Annotated in this window: 18 protein-coding genes; 4 read left to right on the plus strand and 14 right to left on the minus strand. The window is 69.1% G+C overall.

Going from position 1 to position 15,456, the window contains the following annotated elements:
- The first annotated feature begins 28 nt into the window (after positions 1 to 28).
- Together lptM and lysA are read left to right on the plus strand one after the other, a co-directional pair.
- Positions 29 to 199 carry an LPS translocon maturation chaperone LptM gene (lptM, locus tag ROZ37_RS18305; protein WP_312661615.1) on the plus strand — a complete coding sequence of 57 codons (171 nt, stop codon included), beginning with the start codon at positions 29 to 31 and terminating at the stop codon, positions 197 to 199.
- Positions 196 to 1,458 carry a diaminopimelate decarboxylase gene (gene lysA / locus ROZ37_RS18310; RefSeq protein WP_312661507.1) on the plus strand — a complete coding sequence of 421 codons (1,263 nt, stop codon included), beginning with the start codon at positions 196 to 198 and terminating at the stop codon, positions 1,456 to 1,458. The genes lptM and lysA overlap by 4 nt, the downstream gene beginning before the upstream one ends.
- Here lysA and ROZ37_RS18315 read toward each other — a convergent pair.
- The 5 genes from ROZ37_RS18315 to rfbB form a co-directional block, all read right to left on the minus strand.
- Positions 1,431 to 1,787 (minus strand): hypothetical protein, encoded by a 357-nt coding sequence (locus tag ROZ37_RS18315; RefSeq protein WP_312661508.1) that lies wholly within the window; start codon positions 1,785 to 1,787, stop codon positions 1,431 to 1,433. The two genes, lysA and ROZ37_RS18315, sit on opposite strands and share 28 nt — an antisense overlap.
- 68 nt (positions 1,788 to 1,855) lie before the next feature.
- Positions 1,856 to 2,752, minus strand: a complete 897-nt coding sequence (gene rfbD, locus ROZ37_RS18320) for a dTDP-4-dehydrorhamnose reductase (RefSeq protein WP_312661509.1) — start codon at positions 2,750 to 2,752, stop codon at positions 1,856 to 1,858.
- A complete protein-coding gene (gene rfbC, locus ROZ37_RS18325) occupies positions 2,749 to 3,294 on the minus strand; it encodes a dTDP-4-dehydrorhamnose 3,5-epimerase (RefSeq protein ID WP_312661510.1) in 546 nt (181 codons plus the stop codon). Before rfbC ends, rfbD begins: the two co-directional genes overlap by 4 nt.
- Positions 3,294 to 4,175: a glucose-1-phosphate thymidylyltransferase RfbA gene (gene rfbA, locus ROZ37_RS18330; protein ID WP_312661511.1), complete on the minus strand. Its 882-nt coding sequence runs from the start codon at positions 4,173 to 4,175 to the stop codon at positions 3,294 to 3,296. The genes rfbC and rfbA overlap by 1 nt, the downstream gene beginning before the upstream one ends.
- On the minus strand, positions 4,172 to 5,245 hold the full coding sequence (rfbB, locus tag ROZ37_RS18335; protein ID WP_312661513.1) for a dTDP-glucose 4,6-dehydratase: 1,074 nt from the start codon (positions 5,243 to 5,245) through the stop codon (positions 4,172 to 4,174). The genes rfbA and rfbB overlap by 4 nt, the downstream gene beginning before the upstream one ends.
- 139 nt (positions 5,246 to 5,384) lie before the next feature.
- On the opposite strand from rfbB, the gene dacB reads away from it, so the two are divergent.
- Complete coding sequence (gene dacB / locus ROZ37_RS18340) at positions 5,385 to 7,022, plus strand: D-alanyl-D-alanine carboxypeptidase/D-alanyl-D-alanine-endopeptidase (RefSeq protein ID WP_409449974.1); 1,638 nt, start codon at positions 5,385 to 5,387, stop codon at positions 7,020 to 7,022.
- A 145-nt stretch (positions 7,023 to 7,167) separates the two neighbouring features.
- Here the strand turns inward: dacB and ROZ37_RS18345 are convergent, their stop codons facing one another.
- The 9 genes from ROZ37_RS18345 to ROZ37_RS18385 all read right to left on the minus strand — a co-directional run bounded on the left by ROZ37_RS18345 (position 7,168) and on the right by ROZ37_RS18385 (position 15,017).
- Positions 7,168 to 7,593, minus strand: coding sequence for a hypothetical protein (locus tag ROZ37_RS18345; protein WP_312661516.1), 426 nt, complete (start codon positions 7,591 to 7,593; stop codon positions 7,168 to 7,170).
- 62 nt (positions 7,594 to 7,655) lie between these two features.
- Positions 7,656 to 9,146, minus strand: coding sequence for a 4-hydroxy-3-polyprenylbenzoate decarboxylase (ubiD, locus tag ROZ37_RS18350; RefSeq protein ID WP_312661518.1), 1,491 nt, complete (start codon positions 9,144 to 9,146; stop codon positions 7,656 to 7,658).
- Between the two features lie 43 nt (positions 9,147 to 9,189).
- On the minus strand, positions 9,190 to 9,579 hold the full coding sequence (locus ROZ37_RS18355; RefSeq protein WP_312661520.1) for a YkvA family protein: 390 nt from the start codon (positions 9,577 to 9,579) through the stop codon (positions 9,190 to 9,192).
- The gene (gene pyrF, locus ROZ37_RS18360; RefSeq protein WP_312661522.1) at positions 9,579 to 10,394 is read right to left on the minus strand and encodes an orotidine-5'-phosphate decarboxylase; all 816 of its coding nucleotides are present in this window, start codon (positions 10,392 to 10,394) and stop codon (positions 9,579 to 9,581) included. Before pyrF ends, ROZ37_RS18355 begins: the two co-directional genes overlap by 1 nt.
- Positions 10,395 to 10,733: 339 nt before the next feature.
- The gene (locus ROZ37_RS18365) at positions 10,734 to 10,982 is read right to left on the minus strand and encodes a hypothetical protein (protein WP_312661523.1); all 249 of its coding nucleotides are present in this window, start codon (positions 10,980 to 10,982) and stop codon (positions 10,734 to 10,736) included.
- Between the two features lie 71 nt (positions 10,983 to 11,053).
- Positions 11,054 to 11,938 (minus strand): 4-hydroxybenzoate octaprenyltransferase, encoded by an 885-nt coding sequence (gene ubiA / locus ROZ37_RS18370; protein ID WP_312661524.1) that lies wholly within the window; start codon positions 11,936 to 11,938, stop codon positions 11,054 to 11,056.
- Positions 11,935 to 12,486 (minus strand): chorismate lyase, encoded by a 552-nt coding sequence (locus ROZ37_RS18375; protein ID WP_312661525.1) that lies wholly within the window; start codon positions 12,484 to 12,486, stop codon positions 11,935 to 11,937. The genes ubiA and ROZ37_RS18375 overlap by 4 nt, the downstream gene beginning before the upstream one ends.
- A 72-nt stretch (positions 12,487 to 12,558) precedes the next feature.
- Positions 12,559 to 14,625 (minus strand): ATP-dependent DNA helicase RecG, encoded by a 2,067-nt coding sequence (gene recG, locus ROZ37_RS18380; RefSeq protein ID WP_409449976.1) that lies wholly within the window; start codon positions 14,623 to 14,625, stop codon positions 12,559 to 12,561.
- A gap of 11 nt (positions 14,626 to 14,636) precedes the next feature.
- Entirely contained in the window at positions 14,637 to 15,017 is a 381-nt protein-coding gene (locus ROZ37_RS18385; protein WP_312661528.1) for a RidA family protein, read from the minus strand.
- Between the two features lie 79 nt (positions 15,018 to 15,096).
- Between ROZ37_RS18385 and ROZ37_RS18390 the strand changes: the two genes are divergently transcribed.
- Positions 15,097 to 15,444: a tetratricopeptide repeat protein gene (locus ROZ37_RS18390; protein WP_312661529.1), complete on the plus strand. Its 348-nt coding sequence runs from the start codon at positions 15,097 to 15,099 to the stop codon at positions 15,442 to 15,444.
- The last annotated feature ends 12 nt before the right edge of the window (positions 15,445 to 15,456 follow it).

Here is a 15,456-nt window from a genome sequence, read left to right on the forward strand (position 1 = left end):
GATTCCCGCTTTTCCGATCGACGACACCATGCGAGCGACTTTCTCCGCGGCCCTGCTCGGCGGCGCGCTGTTACTGTCCGGTTGCGGCATCAAGGGTCCGCTGTACATGCCGCAGATTCCCGCCGCACCGGCGAAGCCCGCTCCGTCGTCCGGCGCCGATCATAGCAAAGCCCCCTCCGCTCCAGCCGATTCCCGATGAACCCGCAATTACCGATCTCCACGCTGCACTCCGGCCCCGACGGGCTGCAACTTGAAGGCGTCGCGCTCGCCGCGATCGCGGCGCAGTACGGCACCCCGACCTACGTTTATTCGCGCCAGGCGCTGACGCAGGCCTTCGACGCCTACCGCGACGCGCTGTCCGGACGTCGTTCGCTCGTCTGCTACGCGGTCAAAGCCAATTCCAATCTCGGCGTGCTGTCGGCGTTCGCGAAGCTCGGCGCCGGCTTCGACATCGTCTCGGGCGGCGAGCTGGCGCGCGTCCTGGCGGCCGGCGGGGATCCCGGTAAGGTCGTATTCTCGGGCGTCGGCAAGAGCGAAGCGGAAATGCGCCAGGCGCTCGGCGCGGGCATCCGCTGCTTCAACGTCGAATCCGAACCCGAAATCGACCGGCTGAACGCGGTCGCCGGCGCCTGCGGCAAGGTCGCGCCGATCGCACTGCGGGTAAATCCGGACGTCGATCCGAAAACGCATCCGTACATCTCCACCGGCCTGCGGAACAACAAGTTCGGCGTCGCGTTCGACGCCGCGCTCGCGCTGTACCGTCACGCCGCGAAGCTGCCGCACCTGCGCGTGTCCGGCATCGCCTGCCACATCGGCTCGCAGCTGCTCGATCCGGCACCGATCGCCGAGGCGGCCGAAAAAGTCCTCGGCCTCGTCGACCGGCTCGCGGCCGAAGGCATCCATCTCGACCATATCGATCTCGGCGGCGGCCTCGGCATCCGCTACCGCGACGAAATTCCGCCGTCGGTCGCCGACTACCTCGCGCCGCTGCTGCGCCTCTTCGACGGACGCGACGAAGAGCTCTGCTTCGAACCCGGGCGGTCGCTGATCGGCAACGCCGGTTTGCTGCTCGCGCGCGTCGAATACCTGAAGCCCGGCGCGGAGAAGAGTTTCGCGATCGTCGATGCGGCGATGAACGACCTCGCGCGGCCGGCGCTCTACGATGCATACCACGAAGTGGTCGCGGTCACCCCGCGGGACGTGCCGCTGCACAACTACGAAATCGTAGGACCGATCTGCGAAAGCGGCGACTTCCTCGCACACGACCGCGACCTCGCCGTCGCGCCGGGCGACCTCGTCGCGCTGCTGTCGGCGGGCGCGTATGGCATGGCGATGAGCTCGAACTACAACACGCGTCCGCGCGCGGCCGAGGTGATCGTCGACGGCGCGACGGTCCATCTCGTGCGCGAGCGCGAGACCGTCGAATCCCTTTACGCGCTGGAGTCGCCGCTGCGCTGATCCCGGCCCGCGTCGGCTTCCTCGATCAGCGCGCTGCCGAACGCCTTCCACGCCGGTCCGCCGTGCGTGTGAAGGCCGGTTTCGGCGCTTTCCTGCATCGTGCGCAGCATCAGCACAGCGAACGCGAACAGTTCGCCGCGCGCTTTCAGTTGCGGATCGGGGTCGCGCAACAGCGCGCGCGTATGCTCGGCGCCGCCGTCGAGCGCCTCGCGCGCAAGCCGGCGCAGCGCGGCCCTGTCCGACCAATCCAGCCCGAGCAGGATGCCCCGCTTCAGGATCTCGCGCTCCACTTCGATCGCGTCGCGCGCGAAATGCTCGAAGCCGCTCATCGGCCCATGCTCGTCATCGCGCGTTCGATCGTGGGCACACGCTTTGGCCCGGGCTCAGTGCCCCAGCCTCATCGCTCGAAGATCTCGTCGAGGCAGCGGCCGAGCGCGTCCTCCCAGCGCGGCATCACGACGCCGAAGCGCGCCTGCAGCCGGCCCGGCAAAAGGCAGGAGTTCGCCGGTCGCGCCGCGGGCGTCGGGTAATCGGCCGACGGAATCGGCTCGACGGTCCGGACTTTCACGCCTCCGTCCGGCAGTCGTGCGCGCGCGGTGGCGAAGATCGCCTCGGCAAAGCCGTGCCAGCTCGTCGCGCCGCGGGACGCGAGGTTGAAGACGCCGGACGCGAACTCGGCTCGTTGCCGTTCGGACTGCGCCTGCGCGACGATCAACGCGGTCGCATCGGCGATGTTGCGCGCCCACGTCGGCGCCCCGACCTGATCCGCGACGACCCGCAGCGTCTCGCGTTCAGCACCGAGGCGCAACATCGTGCGGACGAAGTTGCCCCCGCGCGCCGCGAACACCCAGGTCGTGCGCAGGATAAGGTGATCGCAGCCGCTCGCGCGGATCACGGTTTCCCCGGCGAGCTTGCTGCGCCCGTAGGCGTTCAGCGGTGCGACCGGGTCGTCCTCGTCGTACGGCGACGCGTTCGTGCCATCGAACACGTAGTCGGTCGAGTAATGGACGAGCAACGCGCCCGCGGCTTTCGCGGCACGCGCGAGTTCGCCCGGCGCGGTGCCGTTCACCGTCGTCGCGAGCGCCTCCTCGCTTTCGGCGCGGTCGACCGCGGTGTAGGCCGCGGCATTGACGATGACGTCCGGCGCGAGGTCCGCGACGAGCTGCGCCAGCATTTCGGGGCGCGACAGGTCGCAACGGCTGCGATCGAGCGCGATGACGTCGCCGAGCGGCATCAGGGCACGCGCGAGTTCCCAGCCGACCTGGCCGTTCGCGCCGGTGACGAGCAACTTCACGCGAACACCTCGCAATCGGCGAGCGCCTTGCCGTCGCGGTCCTTCGCCGACAGCACCGGTTCGGCGTCGAGCGGCCAGTCGATGCCGACCGCGGGATCGTCCCATTTCAGGCAGCGCTCGTGTTCCGGCGCGTAGTAGTCGGTGGTCTTGTAGAGAAAATCCGCCGATTCCGTCAGCACGACGAAGCCGTGCGCGAAGCCCGGCGGCACCCAGAATTGGCGATGGTTGTCCTCGGACAGCTCGACGCCGGCCCAGCGGCCGAAGGTCGGCGACGCGCGGCGCAGATCGACGGCGACGTCGAACACCGCGCCGCGCACGACACGAACGAGCTTTCCCTGCGGCTGGCGGATCTGGTAGTGCAGTCCGCGCAGAACGCCGCGCGCCGAGCGCGAGTGGTTGTCCTGCACGAAGGTCTCCTCGAGCCCGGTCGCGTCGCGGAAGGCGCGTGCGTTGAAGCTCTCGAAGAAGAAGCCGCGCGCGTCGCCGAAGACTTTCGGTTCGATGACGAGCACGTCCGGAATCGCGGTCGGAGTCGCTTTCATCAGAACACCCGTTCTTCGAGAAGGCGCTGCAGGTACTGGCCGTAAGCGTTCTTCGCAAGCGGGCGCGCGAGCTCGGCGAGCTGCGCGTCGTCGATCCAGCCGGCACGCCAAGCGATTTCCTCGGGACACGCGACTTTCAGCCCTTGCCGCTTCTCGATCGTCTGGATGAACAGGCTCGCGTCGAGCAGGCTCTCGTGCGTGCCGGTGTCGAGCCAGGCATGACCGCGGCCCATGACCTGCACATCGAGCTGGCCGGCGTCGAGATAGTCGCGATTGACGTCGGTGATCTCGAGCTCGCCGCGCGGGCTGGGCTTCAGCCCACGCGCGATGTCGACGACGCGCCAATCGTAGAAATACAGGCCCGTCACCGCGTAGCGGCTCTTCGGCTTCGCGGGTTTTTCCTCGAGGCTCACCGCGCGCCCCTTCGCGTCGAACTCGACGACGCCGTAACGCTCCGGGTCCTGCACCGGATACGCGAACACGGTGGCGCCGCGCTCGCACTCGCGCGCAGCGCGCAGGTCGTCGGCGAACTCGTGGCCGTAGAAAAGGTTGTCGCCGAGCACCAGCGCCGACGGGCCGCCGGCGATGAAGTCCTCGCCGATCAGGAAGGCTTGCGCGAGACCGTCCGGGCTCGGCTGCACCGCGTACTGCAGGTTCAGCCCCCAGCGGCGGCCATCGCCGAGCAGCTGCTCGAAGCGCGGCGTGTCCTGCGGCGTCGAGATGATCAGGATGTCGCGGATGCCGGCGAGCATCAGCGTCGTCAGCGGGTAGTAGATCATCGGTTTGTCATAGACCGGCAAGAGCTGCTTCGACACCGCGAGCGTCGCCGGATGCAGTCGGGTGCCGGATCCGCCGGCGAGGATGATGCCCTTGCGCTTCATGTCGAGCTCCCTTCGCGTTGCCCGTAGTTGCGGTCGACCCACGCGCGGTACTCGCCGCTCTGCACGTGCGCGACCCAGTCCTGGTTTTCGAGGTACCACGCGACCGTCTTGCGGATGCCGGTCTCGAACGTCTCCGCGGGACGCCAGCCGAGCTCGCGCTCGATCTTGCGCGCGTCGATCGCGTAGCGGCGATCGTGGCCGGGACGGTCGGCGACGTAGGTGACGAGGCGCCCGTGCGGGCCGGCCGGATCGGGCCGCAGCTCGTCGAGCAGCGCGCAGATCGTCTGCACGATCTCGATGTTCGGCTTCTCGTTCCAGCCGCCGACGTTGTAGGTCTCGCCGACACGCCCGCGCACGAGCACTTCGCGGATCGCCGCGCAGTGGTCGCCGACGTACAGCCAGTCGCGCACGTTGCGGCCGTCGCCATAGATCGGCAGCGGCCGGCCGGCGAGCGCGTTCGCGATCATCAGCGGGATCAGCTTCTCGGGGAACTGGTACGGACCGTAGTTGTTCGAGCAGTTCGTCGTCAGCACCGGCAGCCCGTAGGTGTGATGCCACGCGCGGACGAGGTGGTCGGACGCGGCCTTGCTCGCGGAGTACGGGCTGTTCGGCTCGTAGGCCTTCGTCTCGGTGAAGGCCGGGTCGTTCGGGCCGAGCGAGCCGTACACCTCGTCGGTCGATACGTGCAGGAAGCGGAACGCGGCTTTCGCGTCGCCGTCGAGCGCCGACCAGTACGCGCGCGCCGCTTCGAGCAGCGTGAACGTGCCTTCGACGTTGGTGCGGACGAAGTCGCCGGGGCCGTGGATCGAGCGATCGACGTGGCTTTCGGCAGCAAAATGCACGACTGCGCGCGGCCGGTGCTCGACGAACAGGCGGTCGACGAGCGCGCGGTCGCAGATGTCGCCGTGGACGAAGACGTGGCGTGCATCGTTCGCGAGCGATGAGAGGTTTTCGCGGTTCCCGGCGTAGGTCAGCGCGTCGAGGTTGACGAGCGGCTCGCCGGTTTCGCGCACCCAGTCGAGCACGAAGTTGGCGCCGATGAAGCCGGCGCCGCCGGTGACGAGGATCATGATCGGTCCTTTGGACGGAAATCCGGTTATGCGTCGTAGAATCGGCGCTTTGCCGGCCTTGGAAAGGGGCGAATTGTAGCGCGTCCGGATGACGGAACGCTTCGCGCCGCTGCCGCCGCTTTTGTTTCCCGGGATCTCCATGACCTTCACCCGCGCGTTGCGCCCCGCTCTCCTTTTGATGCTTTTCGCATGGATCGCCGGCCTCCAGGCCGCCGAGCTGCCCGCGACGGTGCGCGATGCGCTCGACGCCGCGGCGATCCCCGGAACGAACGTCGCGGTCTGGGTGCAGCCGGTCGACGGCGGCGCGCCGCAGCTCGCCGCAAATCCCGACCGCTCGATGAATCCTGCGTCGGTGATGAAGCTCGTCACCGCGTTCGCCGCGCTCGAACACTTCGGTCCGGCACACACCTGGACGACGCGCGTGACGACGAACGGCCGGGTGCGCGGCGGCGTGCTCGACGGCGACCTCTTCATTGTCGGCGGCGGCGACCCGATGCTCACCGACGAGCGGATGTGGAAGCTGCTGCGTCGCGTGCGCGCGCTCGGCATCGACATCGTTCGCGGCGACATCGTGCTCGACGGCTCCGCATTGCGGCTGCCGCCGCACGACCCGCAGGCGTTCGACGGGCGTGGCCTGCGGCCGTACAACAGCGCGGCGCACGGGCTGCTGCTGCATTTCAACACGCTGCAGCTCACGCTGCTGCCGGCGGCCAACGCCGGCGAGCCGGTGACGGTCGCCGCAAATCCCCCGCTGCAGGGGCTCGAGATCGACAACCGCATCGCTACCGCCGACGGCGACTGCGGCGTGTGGTACGCGAACCTGGATGCACGGCTGGAAGCGGGCGCGGCGGGAGAGCGCGTCGTGCTCCTCGGCAGTCTGCCGGCCCGCTGCGGCCGGCGGGATTGGGGCGTGTCGCCGCTCGCGCCCGAGCGCTTCGCGGTCGCCGCCGTCGCGGGGCTGTGGGCCGAAACCGGCGGCAAGGTCGAAGGCATCGTGCGGCCGGGCTCGGCGCCCACGGACGCGTCGCCGCTGCTCGAAGAGACGTCGCCACCGCTCGCCGACGTGCTGCGCGAAATGAACAAATGGTCGAGCAACGTGATCGCGCGCCAACTGCTCGCGTCGCTCGGCGCCGGACCGGAAGCTGCGACGAGCGTGGCGGACGGGGGCGACACCGGAACCGCGCACGCACTCGCAGGCGGTGAGCCTAAATCGACCGCCGAAGCTGGAGCGGATGAGCCGGCGGGCGCCGCGACGACGTCGGGGTCCGCCGCTCCGGTGGAGACCTTCGGGATCCGCGCCGACGCCGCGACGGTCGAAACGCATCCGATCGACATGGTCGCGGCCGGCGCCGACGCCGCGCACGCGCAGCTCGCCGCGGCGGGCATCGACACGAGCGGGCTCGTGATCGCCAACGGCTCCGGCTTGTCCCGGATCGAAAGCGTCACCGCGCGCACGCTCGGAGAAATGCTGCTCGCGGCGTGGCGGCGCCCGTACATGCCGGAATTCGTCGCGTCGCTGCCGATCGTCGGCGTGGACGGCACGCTGCGCGACCGCCTCGCCGCCAGCCCGGCAAGCGGACATGCACACCTGAAGACTGGCTACATCAACGGCGTGCGCGCGATCGCCGGCTACGTGCTCGACCGCAACGGCCGCCGCCACGTCGTCGCGATGCTCGTCAATGACCCGCGTGCGGTCGACAGCCGGCCGGCACTGGACGCGCTGATCGAATGGGTATGGCAGGGCGAAGCCGACGCCGACCCCGCGTCATCGAAGTAACCTGATGCGCGCGCAAATCAACAGTGGCCGCGCCGCGCTGGCGAGAATCGCAACGGCGGGACCGGTTTTGCGACGAGCCTGACAAAGGGCGGTCGCAGGGCTTCGACAGCTCGACCCGAACGGCGGCTGCGTGCCGAGTCGAGAATCAGTCTTCCCGCGGTATCGGCATCGTTTGCCGCTGCAGCAGATTCCACCAGCCGCGCGCGACGCGGTAGACGATCCAGAGCCCGGCGCCGGCGATCAGCACGAGCGCGAACGGGATGCCGATCAGGGTCAGCGCGAGCATCACCGACGCGACGATCCACAGCAGCGCGAACCAGAACGTGCGAATCTGCCAGCGGAAGTGGCTGTCGAGCCAGGTGCCGCGCACCGCGGAGCGCTTCCAGTAGTTCAGGATCACCGCGACGATCGACGGCACGCTCGCGACGAAGCTGCCGATGATGGTCGCCGAACCGGCGATGCCGCTGAGGACCGCGAACGCGTGCAGACCGTAGATCAGGTGCGTCAGCGTCACGAGATTGCCGAGATCGCGGGTCGCGAGCGGCGTCCCGTCGGGGGCATACGAAGGCATTCGGTTCTCCTTGCGGTTGAAGGCTTCCTGCATCGACTCCTGGTGCGCCGGCTCGTTCGCCGCTACAACCCGAGGTCGCTCCACATCGCGTCGACACGCGCCTTGACATTGTCATCCATGACGATCGGCCGGCCCCATTCCCGCGTCGTCTCGCCCGGCCATTTGTTCGTCGCGTCGAGCCCCATCTTGCTGCCGAGGCTCGCGACCGGGCTTGCGAAGTCGAGATAGTCGATCGGCGTGTTGTCGACCATCACCGTGTCGCGCGTCGCGTCGACGCGGGTCGTCAGCGCCCAGATCACTTCCTTCCAGTCGCGGATCGCGACGTCATCATCGACGACGATGATGAACTTTGTGTACATGAACTGCCGCAGAAAGCTCCAGATGCCGAACATCACGCGTTTCGCGTGGCCGGGGTACTGCTTCCGGATGCTGACGACGGCGAGGCGATACGAGCAGCCTTCGGGCGGCAGGTAGAAATCGACGATCTCGGGAAACTGCTTCTGCAAGAGCGGCACGAACACTTCGTTCAGCGCGAGGCCGAGCATCGCCGGCTCGTCGGGCGGCTTGCCGGTGTAGGTCGAGTGATAGATCGGGTCGCGGCGCATCGTGATGCGCTCGATCGTGAATACCGGAAAATCCGAGACTTCGTTGTAGTAGCCAGTGTGGTCGCCGTAGGGCCCTTCGGGCGCGGTGTCGTTGGGGTGGATGACGCCTTCGAGCACGATCTCGCTGGAGGCCGGCACCTGAAGATTCGAGCCGAGACACTGCACGACCTCGGTCTTCGCGCCGCGCAGGAGGCCCGCGAACTGGTATTCCGAGAGCGAGTCGGGCACCGGCGTCACCGCGCCGAGGATCGTCGCCGGATCGCAGCCGAGCACGACCGCGACCCGGAAGGGCTCGCCCGGATGCGCGAGCTGGTGCTCGCGGAAATCGAGCGCGCCGCCGCGATGCGCGAGCCAGCGCATGATCACGCGGTTCGGTCCCAGCACCTGCTGGCGGTAGATGCCGAGGTTCTGGCGCTTCTTGCCCGGACCGCGCGTGACGACGAGGCCCCAGGTGATCAGCGGCGCGACGTCGCCGGGCCAGCAGTGCTGGATCGGCAGCTTCGCGAGGTCGACGTCGGCCCCTTCCCAGACGATCTCCTGGCACGGCGCGGAGCGCTGCACCGCCGGCGTCATGTTCAGCACCTGGCGGAACACGGGCAGTTTCTCCCACGCGTCCTTGAGCCCTTTCGGCGGCTCGGGCTCCTTCAGGAACGCGAGGAGCTTGCCGACTTCGCGCAGCGGCGTCTGCCAGTCGCCGTCCGGCAATTCCTCGCCCATGCCGAGCGCGACGCGCTGCGGCGTGCCGAAGAGGTTCGCGAGCACCGGGATCGCCTGCGGCACCCCGCGCGTCGTCGGCCGTTCGAAGAGCAGCGCCGGGCCGCCGGCGCGCAGCACGCGGTCGGCGATCTCGGTCATCTCGAGGTGGGTGTCGACCGGAATGGCGATGCGCTTCAGCTCGCCGCGCTGCTCGAGCTGGGCGATGAAGTCGCGGAGGTCCTGGTATTTCATCGGAAGGTCGTCTTTGAAGAATTCAGTTTGTCGCGAGTCGCCGTCAGCGGCCGGCGATTTCGAACGCCCATTTCGCGAGCACGAGCGCGGCGAGCAGCCAGATCACGACGATGACCGCGGCCGCCGTGCGGCTCACCGGCCGTTCCGTCGCGAGCGCCGCCTGGCTCCGCGCGGACTCGATCACTTCCGGCGGCGTCAGCCGCACGACGAGCGCGATGCCGAGCGGCACGATCAGGAGATCGTCGAGGTAGCCGATCACGGGGATGAAGTCGGGAATCAGGTCGATCGGGCTCAGCGCGTACGCGGCGACGCAGAGCGCGAGCACGCGCACCGCGAGCGGCGTGCGCGGGTCGCGTGCGGCGAAATAGACGGTCAGCGTGTGCGTCTTCAGCGATTTCGCCCAGCGCTTCAGACTGGCGCCGCCCACTGCCATCAGCGGTACCGGTTGATCGTGTCGCGGGTGTCGAGCGCGGCGCGGCGCGCGGCGTCGGCGTAGTCTTCCCCGCCTCCAGCGTAGAGGATCGCGCGCGACGAGCTGATCATCAGCCCCGTGCCGTCGGCGCTGCGGCCGGCGCCGACCGTCGCGGCAACGTCGCCGCCCTGTGCGCCGATGCCCGGCACCAGCAGCGGCAGCTCGCCGACGAGCTCACGCACGCGCGCAATCTCGTTCGGGAAGGTCGCGCCGACGACGAGGCCGCAGTTGCCGCTCGCGTTCCACTCGTCGGCGACGAGGCGCGCGACGCGCTCGAACAGCCGCTCGCCGCCGCCGACGTCGAGGAACTGCAGGTCGCTGCCGCCCGGGTTCGACGTGCGGCACAGCAGGATCACGCCCTTGTCGGGATATTCGAAATACGGCTCGACCGAATCGCGGCCCATGTAAGGGCTCACCGTGATCGCGTCGGCGCGGTAGCGTTCGAACGCCTCGACCGCGTACTGTCCGGCGGTGCTGCCGATATCCCCGCGCTTCGCGTCGAGCACGACCGGGACGCCCGGGTGGCGTTCGTGGAGATGCGCGATCAGCGCTTCGAGCTGGTCCTCGGCGCGGTGCGCGGCGAAATACGCGATCTGCGGCTTGAAGCAGCAGACGAGGTCGGCGGTCGCGTCGACGATCCCCTTGCAGAATTCGAGGATCGCATCGGGCCGATGTGCGAGGTGGGCGGGAAACCGTGCGGGGTCGGGATCGAGGCCGACGCAGAGCAGGCTGTCATTGCGCTGCCACGCGGCACGGAGGGCGGTCATGAAATGCATCGGGGCGTCCGGAATTGGTCCGGGGCGAATGATAAGCCGCAAAGCGGCGCCCGGCATTCGCGGCTTGCAAAAGCGCCCGCGTCTGCCATGACTGCCCGTACGCTGCGCGGCGACCGACCGTCCATCGGTTGCGTTGAGCGGTAAGGAAGGACTGAGTGAAGTGATTTCCGGCAGCAACGGCTTACGGAAGCGTGCCCGTCGGCCTACGCTTCGCTCACGCCGCCCCTCCCGATCGATCCGTCGGCCTCACGCACGCGGATCGCACCGAGCCGGCCTTGTCCGACATTGACGCCGTCCGCAAGCCCCCGCGCCCGAGGCTCCGGGCGGAGGGCGAACGGTTCAGCTTTCGATCTTGAGGATCTTCTTCGCCTTCTCGAGCGTATCGAGCGATTCCTGGTGCTTGCCGGCGGTGTGCAGCGATTCGCCTTCGGCGCGCAGTTTCTTCACCTCGGTCATCTGCTCGGCGCTGAGCTGCGGATTCTTCGCCAGCGCCTCGTCGATCTTCTTCATCTCGGCCGGACAGTGGAACGCGAGCGCTGCGCCGGAAAACGCCATCGCGAACAGGCCCGCAGCCAGGCTCTTCTTCATCTCTGTCTCCTTGGGGTGCGCGGCGAACCGCCGCTGAATCGACCGACGAATCGCGGTCGGTTCAGCCTAGCTCACGCGGCCGGAAACGCAACGTAGTCGGTGACGAGCGCGGCGAACAGCGCGAAACCGACCCAGTTGTTGTGCAGGAAGGCCTTGAAGCACGGCGCGCGCTCGCGGCCGCGGATCAGCAGGTAGTGGTAGACGGCGATGCCGGCGGCGACCGCGATGCCGGCGAAGAAGAAAGCCCCGCGCCCGGATTCGACGCCGACGAGCGCGATCAGGCCGAACGTCGCGGCGTAGCACAGCATCACCGCGGCGACGTCGAAGCGGCCGAACGTGATCGCCGACGTCTTGATGCCGATCTTGAGGTCGTCGGGCCGGTCGACCATCGCGTACTCGGTGTCGTACGCGATCGCCCAGAACACGTTCGCGAGCAGCAGCAGCCACGCGGCCGTCGGCACTTCGCCCTGCACCGCCGCGAAGCCCATCGGGATGCCAAAGCCGAACGCGATGCCGAGGTAGGCCTGCGGAATCGCGAAGAAGCGCTTCATGAACGGATAGCTCGCGGCGAGGAACAGCGCCGGCACCGACAGCCAGATCACGAGCGGGTCGAGCGGCAGGATCAGCAGGAACGACACCGCGGCGAGGCCCGACGCGAGCATCAGCGCCTCGCGCACGCTGACCGCGCGGGTCACCAGCGGCCGCTGCTTGGTCCGCTCGACGTGACCGTCGAAATCGCGGTCGGCGTAGTCGTTGATTACGCACCCGGCCGAGCGCATCAGCACCGTACCGAGCACGAAGATCACGAGAACGTCGAGCGGCGGGATGCCGTCGGCCGCGAGCCACAGCGCCCACAGCGTCGGCCACAGCAGCAGCAGGATGCCGATCGGCTTGTCGAGCCGCATCAGGCGCAGATACAGCGGCAGGCGGTTCGACAGGGCGACGGAGGTATTCATGTCGGCAACTCCAGGATCGTGGGCAGGAACAGCTCGCTGACGAGCAAGGCTCGGCCGCGCAGCCCGAAAAGCGAACGGCGTGCCCACACAGCGCGGGGCAGGCGGGGCGAGACGGCGAGCGCCCGATGATAGCGCGCATCGCGGCGATCGAGGCGCGCGCACGCGAGCGCGCCGCGGCGGATCGCCGGGTCGGCGAACAGCGCCGCGCCGAGCGGCCGCGCGCCGAGGCCGTGAAAGAGGTTCCACGCGCCGCGGACGTTGCGCCGAGGCAGGATGCTGCGCGCGTACACGACCGGGACGCCGTCGGCGACGAGCAGCACTTCGCGCAGCCACGCGAGTTCGCCCGCGCGCAAACCGAGCAGCGCCGCTTCGTCCGCGTGCGGCACCGCGAGGCTCTGTTCGAGGACGACGAGCGAGAACGCCGCGCAGCGCTGCCGGATGCGCGCGGTCAGCGAGCCGGGATCGGTCAGCCAGGGACGGAGTCGTTGCGGGACGCTGGCGCGCGGCGGGCGCGACAGCCAGATTTCGCGGTGAGGTCGGGTGCGCATCGTTGCTCTTTGGGGACGGCGCGCATGATACCGGGGCGGCGCGCCTCGTCCCAAACCGGAACTGCCGACGCGCTACGCCCGCAGCAGCCCTTCGCGCCCGCCAAGCCAGCGTTCCATCAGCCGGTCGGCGGCTGCCGGCGCGTCCTTCAGCATCCGTTCGGCGAGCGCCCGCGCCGGTTCGAGGAGATCCGCGTCGCGCTCGAGGTCGGCGTAGCGCAGCAGCGGGACGCCGCTCTGGCGCGCGCCGACGAACTCGCCGGGCCCGCGGATGCGCAGGTCCTCGCGGGCGATCGCGAAGCCGTCCGTGTGCTCGAAGATCACCTTGAGTCGCGCGCGGCCGTTCTCCGACAGCGGTTTCGCATAGAGCAGCACGCACACCGACTCCGCGGTGCCGCGCCCGACGCGGCCGCGGAGCTGGTGCAGTTGCGCGAGGCCGAAGCGCTCGGCGTGCTCGATGACCATCAGGCTCGCGTTCGGCACGTCGACGCCGACCTCGATCACCGTCGTCGCGACCAGCACATGCAATTCACCGGCGGCGAACGCGGCCATCGTCGCCGATTTCTCGTCGGCCTTCAGGCGCCCGTGGACGAGGCCGACTTTCAAACCGGGGAGCGCGGCCGACAGCGTCTCGAACGTGTCGATCGCGGTCTGCAACTGCAGCGCCTCGGACTCCTCGATCAGCGGACACACCCAATACGCCTGACTGCCAGCGGCGCACGCATCGCGCACCCGCGCGACGACCTCGTCGCGGCGCGCGTCGGTCACGAGCTTCGTGAGGATCGGCGTGCGTCCCGGCGGCAGTTCGTCGAGCACGGTGACGTCGAGGTCGGCGTAGTAGCTCATCGCGAGCGTGCGCGGGATCGGCGTCGCGGACATCATCAGCATGTGCGGATGCAGTCCGGCCGCGCCCTTCTCGCGCAGCGCGAGCCGCTGGCGCACGCCGAAGCGGTGCTGCTCGTCGACGATCGCGAGGCCGAGCCGCGGGAATGCGACCGGGTCCTCGATCAGCGCGTGCGTGCCGACCGCGAGCAGCACGTCGCCGCTCGCGAGTCGCGCGAGCTCCGCCTCGCGCTCGCGCTTCTTGCGACTGCCCGACAGCCACGCGATGTCCACGCCGAGCGGATCCAGCCACGCGGCGAGCTTCTTCCAATGCTGTTCCGCGAGGATCTCGGTCGGTGCCATCAGCACCGCCTGCATCCCGTTCTCGGCAGCCTGCAGCATCGCGAGCGCGGCGACGACGGTCTTGCCGCTGCCGACATCGCCCTGCAGCAGCCGCTGCATCGGGTGCGGCGACGCGAGGTCGGCCGCGATCTCGCCGACGGCGCGCGTCTGGGCGCCAGTCAACGCGAACGGCAATTGCGCGAACAGTGCATCGGTGAGGCGCCCGGTTCGGCGCAAGGTCGGCGCGCGTCGCGTGCGTCGGGCGTTGTAGGCGCGCCGCAGCGACAGCTGCTGGACGAGCAGCTCCTCGAATTTCATCCGCCGCCACGCCGGATGCTCGCGGTCTTCGAGCAACGTCGCGTCGGCGTCGGGCGGGGGATGGTGCAAGGCCGACAGCGCGTCGGCAAAACCCGGCAGCCCGAGTTCGGCGAGCAGATCACCGGGGAGGAACTCGTCGAGCGGCGCGGTCGCGAGCGCGCGGCCGACGAGCTTTCTCAGCGCCGACTGCGCGAGGCCGGCGGTCGTCGGGTAGATCGGCGTCAGCCCGTCCGGCAGCGGCTCGCCTTCGGCGACGACATTCACGCGCGGATGGACCATCTCGTCGCCGAAGAAGCCGCCGCGCACCGCGCCGAAGAGGCGCACGCGCCGGCCGATCTCGAGCTGTTTCTGCTGCGACGGGTAGAAATTGAGCCAGCGCGCGACGAGCGTGCCCGACGCATCGCGGATGCGCGCGACGAGCTGGCGGCGCGGGCGCAGCGTGACTTCGCACGACTCGACGACGCCTTCGATCTGGGCCTCGGCGCCGTTGCGCGCGGCCGCGATCGGCGTCAGCCGCGTCTCGTCTTCGTAGCGCAGCGGCAGGTGCAGGACGAGGTCCTGCGGCCGGTGGATGTCGAGCTTCGCGAGCCGCGCCGCGAGCTGCGGGCCGACGCCTGGCCAGCCGGCCGCGGGCGGTCGACCCTTATGCGCAGGAGGCAGGTTTTCGTGCTTCAGCCGAGCACCAGGATCGCGTCGGCTTCGACGAGCGCCCCCTTCGGCAGCTCCTTGACGCCGACCGCGGCGCGCGCCGGGTACGGCTCGGGGAAATAGCGCGCCATGATCTCGTTGACCTTGGCGAAGTTCGACAGGTCGGTCAGGAAGATCGACAGCCGCACCGCGTCGGTCAGCGCGCCGCCGGCCGCCTCGGCAACCGCCTTCAGGTTTTCGAACACGCGCACGGTCTGCGCCTCGAAGCCTTCGGCCATCTGCAGCGTGACCGGGTCGAGTCCGATCTGACCCGAGCAATACACGGTGTTGCCGGTCTTCACGGCCTGCGAATACGTGCCGATGGCGGCAGGGGCGTTCGGGGTCGATACGATGCTGCGGCTCATTGTCGTCTCCTTGATCCGATGGCGGCGGGCGCCGGAAAATGAAGGCCGATTGTAAAGCACCCCGGGCGGAGGCCACATCATGAGCACCCCTATGATCGCGAACCTCGAAAAACTCCTCGGCGGCCCGCGCGACGGCGCGCTGCTGCGCTTCTCGCTCGGCAACGCGTGGCTGGCGGCCGATCCCGACAAGGCCGCCGGGTATTACCGCGACGCGGTCACCCGCGACCCGGTGTACTCGGCGGCATGGAAGGGACTCGGCAAGGCGCTCGCGGCGGCCGGCCGCCCGGCCGAAGCGGTCGAAGCCTACCGCGAAGGCATCGCCGTCGCCGAGCGGCACGGCAACATCCAGGCCGCGAAGGAGATGAAGGTTTTCCTGCGCCGCGCGGAGAAATCGCTCGCCGCGCCGGACGGCGACGCACCCGCGTGAAGCGGGGACGTG

The organism is Aromatoleum sp., from assembly GCF_032027225.1.
GTDB lineage: Bacteria > Pseudomonadota > Gammaproteobacteria > Burkholderiales > Rhodocyclaceae > Aromatoleum.

Excerpts from the sequence above, each read along its gene's own strand:
- lptM (WP_312661615.1), top strand. The coding sequence starts at position 29 with ATGCGAGCGACTTTCTCCGCGGCCCTGCTCGGCGGCGCGCTGTTACTG.
- lysA (WP_312661507.1), top strand. The coding sequence starts at position 196 with ATGAACCCGCAATTACCGATCTCCACGCTGCACTCCGGCCCCGACGGG.
- ROZ37_RS18315 (WP_312661508.1), bottom strand. The coding sequence starts at position 1,787 with ATGAGCGGCTTCGAGCATTTCGCGCGCGACGCGATCGAAGTGGAGCGC.
- rfbC (WP_312661510.1), bottom strand. The coding sequence starts at position 3,294 with ATGAAAGCGACTCCGACCGCGATTCCGGACGTGCTCGTCATCGAACCG.
- rfbA (WP_312661511.1), bottom strand. The coding sequence starts at position 4,175 with ATGAAGCGCAAGGGCATCATCCTCGCCGGCGGATCCGGCACCCGACTG.
- rfbB (WP_312661513.1), bottom strand. The coding sequence starts at position 5,245 with ATGATCCTCGTCACCGGCGGCGCCGGCTTCATCGGCGCCAACTTCGTG.
- dacB (WP_409449974.1), top strand. The coding sequence starts at position 5,385 with ATGACCTTCACCCGCGCGTTGCGCCCCGCTCTCCTTTTGATGCTTTTC.
- ROZ37_RS18345 (WP_312661516.1), bottom strand. The coding sequence starts at position 7,593 with ATGCCTTCGTATGCCCCCGACGGGACGCCGCTCGCGACCCGCGATCTC.
- ubiD (WP_312661518.1), bottom strand. The coding sequence starts at position 9,146 with ATGAAATACCAGGACCTCCGCGACTTCATCGCCCAGCTCGAGCAGCGC.
- ROZ37_RS18355 (WP_312661520.1), bottom strand. The coding sequence starts at position 9,579 with ATGGCAGTGGGCGGCGCCAGTCTGAAGCGCTGGGCGAAATCGCTGAAG.
- pyrF (WP_312661522.1), bottom strand. The coding sequence starts at position 10,394 with ATGCATTTCATGACCGCCCTCCGTGCCGCGTGGCAGCGCAATGACAGC.
- ROZ37_RS18365 (WP_312661523.1), bottom strand. The coding sequence starts at position 10,982 with ATGAAGAAGAGCCTGGCTGCGGGCCTGTTCGCGATGGCGTTTTCCGGC.
- ubiA (WP_312661524.1), bottom strand. The coding sequence starts at position 11,938 with ATGAATACCTCCGTCGCCCTGTCGAACCGCCTGCCGCTGTATCTGCGC.
- ROZ37_RS18375 (WP_312661525.1), bottom strand. The coding sequence starts at position 12,486 with ATGCGCACCCGACCTCACCGCGAAATCTGGCTGTCGCGCCCGCCGCGC.
- ROZ37_RS18385 (WP_312661528.1), bottom strand. The coding sequence starts at position 15,017 with ATGAGCCGCAGCATCGTATCGACCCCGAACGCCCCTGCCGCCATCGGC.
- ROZ37_RS18390 (WP_312661529.1), top strand. The coding sequence starts at position 15,097 with ATGAGCACCCCTATGATCGCGAACCTCGAAAAACTCCTCGGCGGCCCG.